General features: G+C 32.5%; 12 protein-coding genes and 2 pseudogenes. 7 read left to right on the top strand and 7 right to left on the bottom strand.

What is annotated here, in order from left to right; translation table 11 throughout:
• Positions 1 to 19: 19 nt before the first annotated feature.
• Positions 20 to 708: pseudogene (locus KI430_RS18065) on the bottom strand (DUF5694 domain-containing protein).
• Between the two features lie 322 nt (positions 709 to 1,030).
• A complete protein-coding gene (locus tag KI430_RS03560; RefSeq protein ID WP_248876900.1) occupies positions 1,031 to 1,765 on the bottom strand; it encodes a type II CAAX prenyl endopeptidase Rce1 family protein in 735 nt (244 codons plus the stop codon).
• A gap of 160 nt (positions 1,766 to 1,925) precedes the next feature.
• On the opposite strand from KI430_RS03560, the pseudogene KI430_RS18100 reads away from it, so the two are divergent.
• Positions 1,926 to 3,028, top strand: a pseudogene (locus KI430_RS18100) (pyridoxal phosphate-dependent aminotransferase).
• Positions 3,029 to 3,032: 4 nt separating this feature from the next.
• On the top strand, positions 3,033 to 3,563 hold the full coding sequence (locus tag KI430_RS03545; RefSeq protein WP_248876897.1) for a hypothetical protein: 531 nt from the start codon (positions 3,033 to 3,035) through the stop codon (positions 3,561 to 3,563).
• Here KI430_RS03545 and KI430_RS03540 read toward each other — a convergent pair.
• Positions 3,544 to 4,416 carry an AraC family transcriptional regulator gene (locus KI430_RS03540; protein ID WP_248876896.1) on the bottom strand — a complete coding sequence of 291 codons (873 nt, stop codon included), beginning with the start codon at positions 4,414 to 4,416 and terminating at the stop codon, positions 3,544 to 3,546. The genes KI430_RS03545 and KI430_RS03540 overlap by 20 nt on opposite strands.
• A 230-nt stretch (positions 4,417 to 4,646) precedes the next feature.
• Here KI430_RS03540 and KI430_RS03535 point away from each other — a divergent pair, with 230 nt between their 5' ends.
• The gene (locus KI430_RS03535; protein ID WP_248876895.1) at positions 4,647 to 5,237 is read left to right on the top strand and encodes a T9SS type A sorting domain-containing protein; all 591 of its coding nucleotides are present in this window, start codon (positions 4,647 to 4,649) and stop codon (positions 5,235 to 5,237) included.
• Between the two features lie 108 nt (positions 5,238 to 5,345).
• On the opposite strand, the gene KI430_RS03530 is transcribed toward KI430_RS03535, so the two are convergent.
• Positions 5,346 to 7,082, bottom strand: coding sequence for a thiamine pyrophosphate-dependent enzyme (locus KI430_RS03530; protein ID WP_248876894.1), 1,737 nt, complete (start codon positions 7,080 to 7,082; stop codon positions 5,346 to 5,348).
• Positions 7,083 to 7,167: 85 nt separating this feature from the next.
• Positions 7,168 to 8,166, bottom strand: a complete 999-nt coding sequence (locus KI430_RS03525) for a glycosyltransferase (RefSeq protein ID WP_248876893.1) — start codon at positions 8,164 to 8,166, stop codon at positions 7,168 to 7,170.
• 34 nt (positions 8,167 to 8,200) lie between these two features.
• On the opposite strand from KI430_RS03525, the gene KI430_RS03520 reads away from it, so the two are divergent.
• Positions 8,201 to 9,163, top strand: coding sequence for a GTP pyrophosphokinase family protein (locus KI430_RS03520; RefSeq protein ID WP_248876892.1), 963 nt, complete (start codon positions 8,201 to 8,203; stop codon positions 9,161 to 9,163).
• Here the strand turns inward: KI430_RS03520 and KI430_RS03515 are convergent.
• Complete coding sequence (locus KI430_RS03515) at positions 9,160 to 10,320, bottom strand: class I SAM-dependent RNA methyltransferase (protein WP_248876891.1); 1,161 nt, start codon at positions 10,318 to 10,320, stop codon at positions 9,160 to 9,162. The two genes, KI430_RS03520 and KI430_RS03515, sit on opposite strands and share 4 nt — an antisense overlap.
• A complete protein-coding gene (locus KI430_RS18020) occupies positions 10,307 to 10,429 on the bottom strand; it encodes a hypothetical protein (protein WP_262920885.1) in 123 nt (40 codons plus the stop codon). The genes KI430_RS03515 and KI430_RS18020 overlap by 14 nt, the downstream gene beginning before the upstream one ends.
• Positions 10,430 to 10,441: 12 nt before the next feature.
• Between KI430_RS18020 and KI430_RS03510 the strand changes: the two genes are divergently transcribed.
• The 3 genes from KI430_RS03510 (at position 10,442) to ytxJ (ending at position 12,358) form a co-directional block, all read left to right on the top strand.
• Positions 10,442 to 11,167, top strand: coding sequence for a class I SAM-dependent methyltransferase (locus KI430_RS03510; RefSeq protein ID WP_248876890.1), 726 nt, complete (start codon positions 10,442 to 10,444; stop codon positions 11,165 to 11,167).
• 67 nt (positions 11,168 to 11,234) lie between these two features.
• The gene (locus KI430_RS03505) at positions 11,235 to 11,927 is read left to right on the top strand and encodes a ZIP family metal transporter (RefSeq protein WP_248876889.1); all 693 of its coding nucleotides are present in this window, start codon (positions 11,235 to 11,237) and stop codon (positions 11,925 to 11,927) included.
• 56 nt (positions 11,928 to 11,983) lie between these two features.
• Entirely contained in the window at positions 11,984 to 12,358 is a 375-nt protein-coding gene (ytxJ, locus tag KI430_RS03500) for a bacillithiol system redox-active protein YtxJ (protein ID WP_248876888.1), read from the top strand.
• Positions 12,359 to 12,361: the final 3 nt, after the last annotated feature.

Genomic DNA, 12,361 nt, shown 5'->3' with positions numbered 1-12,361 from the left:
TAATGGGAGTGAGATTATTCTACAAAATCTCATCAACTTCAATCAGATTAAAATTTTCATCATTTTCAAAAAACTCTCTGAAGATGGCAGCGTGACCAGTTCCAACCAAAATAAAAATATTCTTTGTTTTTAGCTCTATCTGATTTTGAATATTGGAATACATAATTAGATTCCTTTTGTAAAAATCCGCAACGAGATTTGAACCAAAATATTTGCCATCAGGATTGACTTTGTTAGCGATAGAAATGTAAAAACCTTTATTCTCAGCTAGTTGGGTTTTTTGATTCAAACAAGAAAGACGTCTTTTAATAAATCTTTGGACATACATTTGTCGCTCGATTGAGCCATTTTAGCTGCATTTTTTTCTAAAATACTTTTCGTTACAGGATTAGAATTCAATTCTTTTTGAAGAATGTCAAATCTCATTTCGATAAGACTATCAATTGGAAAAATCTGTCTAATACTAGCTCTTTTAGCTAATCTGAAAGCCAATTGAAAAGTTTCGCCTTCTATGTAAAACCGCTTCAATCTTGGCTTTTTGATGGTATCAGTAAATTGATTGTACTGATTTTTCAGATATAATTGGTATTTATTATTTAAGTCTTCTTTTTTATTAAAATTACTTTCTACAAAAATCTGGTCTGGTTTAAATTTAGAAATAATTGAACTTGTGATTTGGTCAAGACCTTTTTGATTGTCAGCTGTCAAAATATTCCTTTCTATACCTTTAATTGCATCATTTCCTGGATTGTTGAAATGGTAAGTTCCTAACAGCAGAACGTTGATTTTTTCCTGAGAAAAGCAATAAGTGCAAAATAACGAGATGATTAACAGAAATGTTTTTTTTGAAAATGAGAGACATAATATTGTTTTTTTATTAATAATGAAATTTCACAAAGACACTAAGATTCATAATCTTTGATGCTTTATATTTTAAGGCACAAGGTTTATTAACTTCGTTAATGTTTATCATTGTGCCTTAACTTTTTTGAATGATTAATTTTATTGTGCCTTTGTGTTTAATGTATTTTTACAGTATTCTGATGATAGCATTCATGACATTAATCACATTGTGACCAACAACAGAATAAATAAGATTACCAGAGAATTTTCTTAGAATTCCTACACTGAAAGACGAAATCAAAGTCAGATAAACGATTGTAATAATATCAAATTTAAATTGATAATCCGAAGTCAAAACAACGCCGTGAGCCACTCCGAAAAGCAAAGTCACAATCACAAATGACCAACCAAAAGTGATTCCTTTGTAATTCCAATTCGGCAAAAAGACCTTATCAAAAATCCAAAGGTAAATTCCACGGAATAATATTTCTTCTGTCAAACCCGGCATTGTTGCCTGAAAAACGAAAGTTTCTAAGTCAAATTCTCCACCTTTTGGAAACAAAATAAATTTGAAGATAAAATCAAATGTCAAAAATCCAAGAAAAACTAAAATTCCGTATTTAACTTGACTTTTAGAATTGGAAAATGTCGTAAATCCAATTGCTTTTCTGTCATCTTTACTCACGAAATAAATAACTGATAAAGACAAAACCAAACTTAAAAACTTCCCAATCCAGGCGAATTTTAATCCCAAAAAATCAGGAATTAATTGCTTGCTGAGTATCTGCAAATAAGTGTCAGCTAAAAATATGGTGATGAATAATAAAAGGAATTTCAAGTTTCCTTTTTTAGATTTGAAGAAAGCGAGAATGAAAATTGGCAACATTATTAAAAGCCAAATAAGTGGTGTGAATAGAGACATTGTAATAGTTTTAATTTCTGATTCAAAAGTAGAATCGACAGAAACGAATTCAAATCAAAATCGATGAAAGTGAAATTTTATCGGTTAGAATTTTATTTTTTTCCGATGAAATAAATTTGATTCCAAATAATATTTTAATTTTAATAAATAAAACTTGACTATGTCTATCAACAGAAGAGATTGGCTGAAAACTGCTTTTTTTGGAAGTGCTGCTTTAACACTTTCGCCATTAGAATTTTTAGCAAAAGAAACTCCGAATTTCAATGAATTAAAAAATAACAACCAAACCATTCGGCTTTGCTTTAACGAAAATCCATTTGGAACTTCACCAAAAGCTTTGGAAGCGATGCCGAAAAGTCTTAGTCTTTCTTCGATGTATGATTTTAAATTGGTGGATGTTTTGTGTGATAAATTAGCAGAGAAAAACCAACTTAAAAAAGAGAATATTTTGGTTTCTGCAGGTTCATCTTTTCTTCTGGAATTGATTACTAAATTTGTTTCTCAAGAGAACGGACATTTCATTATCCCGAATCCATCATTCACCATCTTCGAGCCTATTGCGGAGTTTCTCGGAATGTCAAAAACAGTTGTTCCTTTGGATGAAAAGAAAAGGATTAATCTCGATGCTATGAAAGATTTGATTAGAAAAAGCACGAGATTGGTTTATATCTGCAATCCTAATAATCCCACTGGAGATTTACTTTTAAGAGAAGAAATTGTACGATTTATAAAAACTTTACCAAGCATATGACAATATTGGTGGATGAAGCTTATATTGAGTTTACAAATCAGAAATCCTTAGCAGATTTGGTTGATACTTTTCCGAATCTGATAATTACCCGAACATTTTCCAAACTTTATGGATTTGCTGGTGCGAGATTGGGTTATGCGATTGGACATCCAGAAACCATTAAAAATCTGAAAAAACTTCAAAGCTGGAGTGGTGCAGAAATCAGTGTTACGACAATGACCGGCGCAATTGCAGCAATGGAAGACCAAGAATTTATATCCAAAGTTTTAGTCAACAATCAGAAAGTGAAAGATTTTACAGTTTCAGAATTTAATAAAAGAGGAATTAAAACCATTCCGTCTTCTGCGAATTTTATTTATTTTTCTTTGGAAAATTATAAAGGTGATTATTTTAAAAATTTGAAAGAAGCGAAAATTCTCGGTGGTAAGACGTATGAGGAAAAGGGGAAGTGGACGAGAATTAGTTTGGGGACGATGGAGGAGATGAAGAAGTATTTTAGTGTTATTTATTAGAATTATGACAAATAAAATTTCCCGAATATTTTCATTAATTCTTTTCTTGGTTTCATTCATTTGTTTTTCGCAAATAAAAATTGATAAGAATCAAAGAAAAGTTAAGGAAGAAGTTTATGTTATTGATAGTATTAGTAATTCAAATGTTGATTCAACTTCAATAATAATGCACGATAGTATTAGTGTAAAGGTTTTAAAATTTGATAAGAGAATAATTACTCAAAATATATTAAAAAATCGAAATACACATTTTGAAATCAAATACTACTTTAAAAACAACGATTTATTTTTTGTTAAAATTGAAGAGCAACATCCATATTTAAATGACTTGAAAAAGCATTCCGAATATTATATTATAAATAATAAAATCTCTTCTACAAATTATTACATGAATATAAGAGGTTGTTTAGCTATTTCCGTTGAGGATATGAAGAATGGAATGGGCTATAATAATCAACTAACGGAAAAATTTATGCAGAAATATGTTTTTAAACTTTATAGAAAGATTAAAAAACTTAAGCCAAAATATTACTAAACTCTTTCCTATACTGCGACGGACTTTTCTGCGTATGTTCTTTAAAAGTTTTGTTGAAGTAACTGAAATTATTAAATCCACTATCAAAACAAACCTCGGTAATACTCATTGGTTGCTCTGCCAAGAGTTTTAGAGAATGCGTAATGCGATATTCATTCACGAATTGTGTGAAGGTTTTATTTGTAATTTTCTTAAAATATCGGCAAAAAGAAGGAACTGTCATATTGGATAATTCCGCTACGGTTTCCAAAGTGATTTGCTCCTTAAAATGGTCTTTTACATAATTGAAAATCACATTGATTCTGTCATTATCCTCTTTTTGAGTCTGCAGATAATATTTTGAAGCATTAAGGATTTTGTAATCTTGCGTGTGAGAAAGTTCGTCCAGAATTTCAATTAGTATCATCAATTTGGTCAAAGAGGTGGCTTCTGTCAAAGCTTCCATTTTTGTCTTCAAAGCATTTTTAACTTCATCACCGAAAACAATTCCACTTTTCGCAGCTTCCAAAAGCGCAGCAATTTTATTCATTTCCTTAGCCTGCCAAAATTCCGAGCCCAGAAAATCCACAGGAAACTGAATCACAACTTCATAATCATTATTGGTATTTTCATTGGTCATCCCACAATGCGGAAGGTTACTGCCAATCAGAATCAAATCGCCGTCTGAAAAGTAAGAAATATTGCTTCCAATCTGTCTTTTACCAGAACCGCCACAAACGAAAATCAGTTCGATCTCAGGATGATAATGCCAAATGTGTGATTTGATATTTTCATTCCGATTAAACTTCAGACAAGTAAAACTACTTCCAATACCGGGACTTACCGCTTCAAAAGTGGGACTATTATGTTTCATATGTAGATTTTATTGTTTTTCAAATCGCTGTTTTTTCTACTGATTTTTATCGTTTTCAAATCACGATGATTTCACAATGCAAATTTATTTAATATGTTTTAAATTACCTTATTTTATTAATTAACATTTAGTTAATGTTAATATAGGACATATAAATGAAAATTGTATTGTATTATTTGATGTTTATCCATTATACATTTGCATAGTAAAACAATTAAAAAGATAGTAATATGAAAAGTATATTAAAATTTGGTTTTCTTGTAGCAAGTATTTTTGTTTCTACAAGTGCGATGGCTAAGGATAAAGATTTTTCTGTATCAATAGGAGAGGTTACTCAAAAAACTTTACATTTTGAGGTTTCTAACGCAAAGAACGTTTCACTATATGTTTACAACAGCGACAGAAATGAGATTTTCTCTGAAACTTTGAAAAGTGAAAACGTTGAGAAATCTTACAATATGAACGGAATGGCTTCCGGAACTTATTTCTTGGTTGCAGAATCTGATGCTAAAATTGAAAAATACAAAATCGTAGTCAATGGTGACCAGGTTTCTTTGGAAAAATCTCCAATTTCTGCGATTTCAAAACCAGAATATACCATTAACAAAAACGTTGTAAAATTGAAAATGGCAAATGTGGTAGGTGATGTAAAAGTTTCTATCTACGATACAGCAAACAACACCTATTACGCAAAAAATAATGTTGCTAAAGACGGATTGATTGATTTGACTTTTGATCTAAACCCTGCAAACCCTGAAACTTATATAATCAACGTTGAAAAAGACGGCGACAGTTTCAGTAGAATGATTTCTCTAAAATAGTTTTTTTTAACTAAGGTTATATATATTATTTTCTAAAAGCTTCACATTATGTGAAGCTTTTTTGCTTTAAAATCAATAAAAACCCCAATTATAGAATTGGGCTAAGATTTATAAAATTTCTTTAATGTGTCTGTAATTGCTGGAGATCGTGTCCGCCACTTCTTTGAAATTACCGTCCAACATCATTCTCGTCATTGCGATTCCCATTCCTTTCATTTGATCCCAACCAACTTTTGGTGGCATTGCCAACGCATTTGGATCTGTGAAAATATTGACCAAAACTGGACCGTTTGTTTGCAAAGCATCATCAATCGCTTCTTCCACTTTTTCCGGATCTGTCACATTGATACCTTTGATTCCAAAAGACTGAGCTAACAGTCCGAAATCTGGATTGATCATATCCGTCTCGTTGTCCGGAATTCCGTTTACTTCCATTTCCAATTTTACCATTCCCAAGAAGCGGTTATTGAAAACAATGATTTTGATTGGTAAATTATATTGTTTGATCGTTGCAATATCGCCCAACAACATAGAAAGTCCGCCGTCTCCGCACAGTGCGATTACTTGTTTATCCGGATTGGATAATTGCGCTCCGATAGCCATTGGCATTGCATTCGCCATTGTCCCGTGACTGAAAGATCCCAAAAGTTTTCGCTCGCCTGTCGCTTGCAAATATCTTGCACCCCAAACGCAGCACATTCCAGTATCTACGGTAAATATCGTATCATTATTTGCTTTAATATTCAAAGTTTCGGCAACAAATTCCGGAGAAATGTGGCTTTCTTTTCCTTTGTCTTCAACGTAGGATCTAAGATTGTTTTTTACAGTCTGATAAAATTCTAGTTGCTTATCAAGGAATTTTCTGTCATCATTAATTTTAATTAAAGGCAAAAGACTGATTAATGAATCTTTAATCTTTCCGGCAAAACCTCTCGTCAATTGTGCTCGTCTTCCCAAACGTTCCGGCTTGTCATCTATCTGAATAATTATTTTATCAACAGGCATAAATTTTACATAAGGAAAATCGGTTCCGAGCAATAAAATAATATCAGCTTCGTGCATTGCTTTGAAAGCTGAAGGCAAACCCAAAAGTCCGGTCATTCCAACTTCGTAAAGATTATTGTACTGAATTCCCATTTTTCCTCGGAAAGAATATCCGATTGGTGCTTTCAGTTTTTCTGCCAAAGCAATAACTTCGGAATGAGCTTCAGAAGCTCCGATTCCACAATAGATTGCCACTTTTTTCCTTGAATTCAAATGCTCCGCAATCCAGCTAATTTCTTCCTCTGAAGGAATAATTCTTGGATTGGTTTTGAAGACTAAATCTGAACTGATATTTTTCACAGAATCTTCTTCGAAAAGATTACCAGGCATTCCTAAAACAGCCACACCTTTTTTAGAAATCGCATGTTGCAAAGCTGCTTGCAACATTCTCGGCGCTTGTTCGGGTGTTGTCGCAATTTGGTTATAAACAGAACAATCATCAAACAATTTAATCGTATTGGTTTCCTGAAAATAAGAAGTTCCAAACTCTGAACTCTCACAAGTTGAAGCAATTGCCAGAACCGGAACATTTGCTCTGTTAGCTTCATAAAGTCCGTTGATTAGATGAACGTGACCCGGACCAGAACTTCCTGCGCAAACTGCAAGACCTTCCAATTCAGCTTCAGCAGCTGCAGCGAATGCACCAACTTCCTCATGTCGTACGTGAATCCATTTGATGGAGCCTTCACGTTTTATGGCATCATTTAAAAAATTAAGGCTGTCACCAGTGACAGCATATATGCGTTTAACTCCCGTTTTTACTAGGATCTCTACAAATTGATCGGCGATATTTTTTGACATAGTTTTATAAATTTAATTTCTATAAAAATTTACAAAAAATATTCCAAGCAAAGGTTTTATAACTGATAATTAAATGTTAATTAAATTAATGAAAATGTTTAGGAAAAGCCTCTTTCGGAGTTTGTTTCATAATATTAAGAAGAAACCAGGATTTTAAGAAACCGTAACCATAAGAAAACATTTGGATATAAGTAGAAATTATCGCCATTCCAGCAATACTTATATTTTTAGTAACCATCAACGCATGAAAAAAAACAAGAAATGTGTAAAGCCCGTACAAAGCGAGAATCAATCCATTTCCCCAAACAAAATAATGAATAACTCCAACCAAATAACCCAACAGAAAAATGCTCGGAAACCAAAACGTAGGTTTCACATAATTTGGATGTCTTTGATTCAGAATTGGTCTTGCACAACCGAATTGATACACTTGCTTGGAGAATTTACCAAAGTCGGTTCTGCGTTTGTGATAAACACCAATATTATCATAGAACAAAGTCGTGTAGCCATTTTCCCAAAACGTCATCGATAGATCCGGATCTTCGCCGATTCTCATTTCAGAAAACCCACCGATGCTCAAGAATTTCTCTTTATTCACGCCCATATTGAAACTTCTTGGCTGAAATTTCGTTACTGCTTTTTTGCTGCCACGGATTCCGCCAGTTGTGAAAACCGAGGTCATAGAATAAGAAATGGCTTTCTGCATCAGATTGAAACCTCTGTGCGCTTTATCTGCGCCACCAAAAGCATCGCAAGGATTTTCTATAAGATTTTTCTTAATGTTTTCGATGTAATCCGTTTCTACAATCACGTCCGAATCTACAAAAACCAGCCAATCATTTTTGGCGCGCTTTGCGCCGTAATTTCTTGAAAGTCCTGGACCAGAATTCTCTTTTCTGAAAAACTGGATATCCAATTGTTCTTGAAATAATTCAACCGTAGGTAGAAGCGCTATTTTGGAACCATCATCTACAATTATAACTTCGAAGTTTTTATCTGTCTGATGAGAAAGAGAATTCAAAAGTTCGAATAATTCGTCTTTTCTGTTGAAAATGGCGATGATGATGGAGATTGTTGGACTCAATTTATTTTTTATTTTTATATATACAATTGCAAATATGAGTAAAAAAGCAAATATAGAAGATTTAGAAAAAGAATATAAACTTTTAGTACCTATATATTCTGATTTATGTATAGAATTAGAAACAGAGTTAAACGAAATTATTAAAAGTGCTAAAATAGAAATTGCTATTCCTATTCATTTTCGAATAAAAACTTTTGATTCAATCTATGAAAAAGTTTCAAGTGGTAGATTCAATATTAAAAAAAGTGTTACAGAGCTTCAAGATATTTCAGGATTAAGAATAGTAACTCTTTTTAAAAGAGATACAGATAAAATAATAGAACTTATCAATAAAAATTATGTTGTTATCAAAATATATAACACAAGTGAAAAACTTAAAGAAATGGAGTTTGGGTATTCGTCAACACATATTGTATGTAAATTAAAGGATGATTATATTAATTTACTACACAATAATTTATTAAGTAAAAATTTCGAAATACAATTGAGAACACTGTCACAACATAATTGGGCAGAAGCATCAAACTTCTTTCAATATAAGAAAGAAAATGACATTCCAAAACAATTAAAAAGATCTATAAATAGGATTTCTGCTTTGCTTGAAATTGTAGATTTGGAATTTGAAAGGTTATTATTTGATAGAGAATTGTACATTAAATCTGAAATCAAAGACGACGAAAATCTTAATATTGACATACTAGGAAAAATATTAGACGAGTTTTTCCCAAATAATAAATATTCTAGGCAGGATATTTCTTCATTATTAATTGAGTTAGCCAGTTATAAAATTAAAAGTGTTAATGAACTTAGAGATTTAATTGATAAGCATTTGACAGCAATTATCAAAATAGATAAGTTAGCAGTAAAAGGAATTTTAAAAAATAAATCTGACAATGTTTTTTACAATGAGGAGAAAAAAGCGATGATAAATTTAGGATATTTTTATTCACAAGTAGCTTTAGTAAGATTAATAATAGGATTGGATAGAAAAATTTAATTTTTAAATTTATTTATTTTCTTAGACCCATCATACATTTCATATTGCAAAAATCTTGTTTCCAGTTTTCCGTTGAATAATTTGATTTTTCTTGAAGGTCTCAAACCAATTTTCTTGGGTGCGTCTAAATCTGCAGAAATCAGCCAAGCCAAAGTATTTGGATAATGTTGTTTGAAAGTGTCACCGATTTTCTTATAAAAATCATCATCGTTAATAGAAATTCTCTCGTCATAAGGCGGATTGAAAACCATCAACAATGGGAACATATCTTTCTCAGAATCGAAGAAATTTTTATTTCTAACGGTAATTAGATCTTCCATCTCGGCAGATTCTATATTAGCTCTTGCTGCATCCAAAGCGCTATAATCGATATCGTAACCAACAATTTTTCCAGTGAATTCCTTCACCCGATTCAGTCGAACCTCTTTGATGGTTTTGAATAATTCTGAATCATAATTTTTCCAATTCTGGAAAGCAAAATTTCTTCTGAAAGTCTGCGCCGGCAAATCCATTGCAATCATCGCTGCTTCTATCAACAATGTTCCTGAACCACACATTGGGTCTAGGAAATTACCTTTTCCGTCCCAGCCTGCAAGTTGTAACATTCCGCTAGCCAAAACTTCATTGATTGGCGCAACTGTTTGTTCTTTTCTATAGCCACGTTTGAAAAGCGGATCTCCTGAACTGTCTAGAGAAATCGAAACCAATTCTCTGTCAATATGAAGATGGAATTTGATATCCGGATTGTCTTTACTAATATTTGGTCTTACTTTATGTTTCTCTTGAAAATAATCTACAATGGCGTCTTTCATTTTCAAAGTCATAAACTGCGAATGACTGAATCTTTCTGAGTTTACAGTTGCATCAATGGCAAAAGTCTGGTTTGGTTCCAAGAACTGATCCCAATCAAACTTGTATAATTTATCGTAATATTTGGTCTCATTAAAAGCTTTGAATTCCATTATCGGAACTAAAATTTTAAGAGCTGTTCTGCAAGAATAATTGAGTTTGTAAAGGAAACCAAGGTCGCCTTCACAAGTTACCGCACGGTTTTTAACCTCCACATTTTTACCTCCCAATTTTTTAATCTCTTCCGCTAAGATTTGTTCCAGACCAAAAAAAGTTTTGACCTGTATCTTTAGATTATTTATATCCATTTTGCAAAAGTAGAGTTTTTTGCTCGATGTTAGAAGAAGGAAGCTGGATGATTTTCAATACGATGTTAACTTCCATCATAAAACTTCCATCATCCAACCAAAATTTCACTATTTTTGCAAGATGCAATGGTTCGAAGAATGGTTTGATACACCATATTATCATATTCTTTACAAAAATCACGATTATAAAGAAGCAGAAGATTTTCTGAATCTTTTAACGGATTATGTGAAACTTGAGAAAAACTCAAAAATAATTGATCTGGCTTGCGGAAAAGGCAGGCATTCTGTTTATCTAAACAAATTGGGTTACGATGTTTTAGGATTGGATTTATCTGAACAAAGTATCCGTTTTGATAAGCAATTCGAGACAGAGACTTTGAAGTTTCAGGTTCACGATATGCGAAATAAAATAGAAAGTGAGCCTGTAGATGCGGTTTTCAATCTGTTTACAAGTTTTGGCTATTTTGAAACAGAAGAAGAGGACAGAAGTGTTTTCCAATCTGTTTCCGATGTTTTGAAGGATGGGGGCTTTTTCGTTTTAGATTTTCTGAATGCAGAATATGTAAAGAAAGTCATTACCCCGAGCTCTTCAATCGAAAGAGAAAATATTATCTTCAATATCAAGAAACATATTGAAGGCGAATATATTATGAAGGAAATTGATTTTGAAGCGGATGGCAAAAAGCATCATTTTTTTGAACGTGTAAAACTGACTTCTCCAGAGAAAATTCTGAAGTTTGCGGATGAATTTGGTTTCGAATTAATCCAACGCTGGGGCGATTATCAGCTTAATGATTTTGATGAAAAGAGTTCGCAGAGATGTATTAACTTATTTAGAAAACTTTAGAGGTTAGATGATGGATGATGGATGACTTCTAGCATCCTGCATCCAGCCCCATTTCATATATTAGTTTATGATAATTATTCTATTAATTTTAAGTGTTCTGATTGGTGTTTTTCTCGGAAAATATTTCGGGAGCAAGCAACAATTCGCCAAAAATCTTCTCATTCTAAGTGCAGGATTCTTGATAACAATTTGCTTGAATGAAGTTTTTCCGGAAGTTTATCATTCAGAAGACCACAATATCGGGATTTTCGTCATACTCGGTGTTTTGATTCAGATGTTGTTGGAAAGTTTGACCAAAGGTTTTGAACACGGCCATCTTCATCATCATTCCGATGAAAATTCTATCATTCCTGTTGCTTTGATTATCGGACTGTTTGTTCACGCTTTTATAGAAGGGATTCCTTTATCACACGAAAAAGAGACGCTTTCTCCTTACTTATTAGGAATTCTTTTTCATAATATCCCGATTTCTTTTGTTTTGGGAAGTTTCTTGGCTCACAGCAAAAATTTCTCAACCAAATTCTGGCTGATAGTTCTCGTTTTTGCTTTGGCTTCACCTCTGGGAATGCTTTTAGGGAAGTACTTTGATGAAAATCTGAAAGTTTATTTCTTGGCCGTTGTTGGCGGAATCTTCCTTCATATTTCGTCCGTTATTATTTTTGAAAGCAATAAGAATCACAAGATGGACTGGCAAAAGATTATTCTGGTCATTTGCGGAATTGTTTTGGCTTTAGGCGGACATTTGTTTCATCATCATTAATAAAAAAATATTTTCTATTTCGATAGGAAAATCATAATTTTACTCAAATCGATTTTATGGGATTTTTAGATCAAATATTTGGTAAAAAAGAAGAGCAGGACCAGACCAAAAGTCTTTGGAAAAAAATTGAATCCGAAAAGGATTTAGACCTGGCAGTTGAGAAATCTTCTCAGCAAAAAGTATTGATTTTCAAACATTCGACACGTTGTTTTATCAGTAAAACTGTGTTGAAAAATTTTGAAAAGCAAATGCAAAACTCGGATAAAAATTATGCCTTTTATTTTTTGGATTTGTTAGCGCACAGAAACTTATCAAATGAAATTGAATCCCGCTTTGATATTGTCCACCAGAGTCCACAGCTTATCGTTCTGGAAAACGGAAGAGCAACACACAACGCATCTCATCAAAATATCGATTTGGATACAGTTTAATTA

The sequence above is a fragment of the Epilithonimonas zeae genome, from assembly GCF_023278365.1.
Lineage (GTDB): Bacteria > Bacteroidota > Bacteroidia > Flavobacteriales > Weeksellaceae > Epilithonimonas > Epilithonimonas zeae_A.
This window is presented reverse-complemented; position numbering and strand designations above follow the sequence as displayed.

What these genes read in the sequence shown, in the direction of transcription:
- KI430_RS03560 (WP_248876900.1), bottom strand. Translation starts at nt 1,765, where the DNA reads ATGTCTCTATTCACACCACTTATTTGGCTTTTAATAATGTTGCCAATT.
- KI430_RS03545 (WP_248876897.1), top strand. Translation starts at nt 3,033, where the DNA reads ATGACAAATAAAATTTCCCGAATATTTTCATTAATTCTTTTCTTGGTT.
- KI430_RS03540 (WP_248876896.1), bottom strand. Translation starts at nt 4,416, where the DNA reads ATGAAACATAATAGTCCCACTTTTGAAGCGGTAAGTCCCGGTATTGGA.
- KI430_RS03535 (WP_248876895.1), top strand. Translation starts at nt 4,647, where the DNA reads ATGAAAAGTATATTAAAATTTGGTTTTCTTGTAGCAAGTATTTTTGTT.
- KI430_RS03530 (WP_248876894.1), bottom strand. Translation starts at nt 7,082, where the DNA reads ATGTCAAAAAATATCGCCGATCAATTTGTAGAGATCCTAGTAAAAACG.
- KI430_RS03520 (WP_248876892.1), top strand. Translation starts at nt 8,201, where the DNA reads ATGAGTAAAAAAGCAAATATAGAAGATTTAGAAAAAGAATATAAACTT.
- KI430_RS03515 (WP_248876891.1), bottom strand. Translation starts at nt 10,320, where the DNA reads ATGGATATAAATAATCTAAAGATACAGGTCAAAACTTTTTTTGGTCTG.
- KI430_RS03510 (WP_248876890.1), top strand. Translation starts at nt 10,442, where the DNA reads ATGCAATGGTTCGAAGAATGGTTTGATACACCATATTATCATATTCTT.
- KI430_RS03505 (WP_248876889.1), top strand. Translation starts at nt 11,235, where the DNA reads ATGATAATTATTCTATTAATTTTAAGTGTTCTGATTGGTGTTTTTCTC.
- ytxJ (WP_248876888.1), top strand. Translation starts at nt 11,984, where the DNA reads ATGGGATTTTTAGATCAAATATTTGGTAAAAAAGAAGAGCAGGACCAG.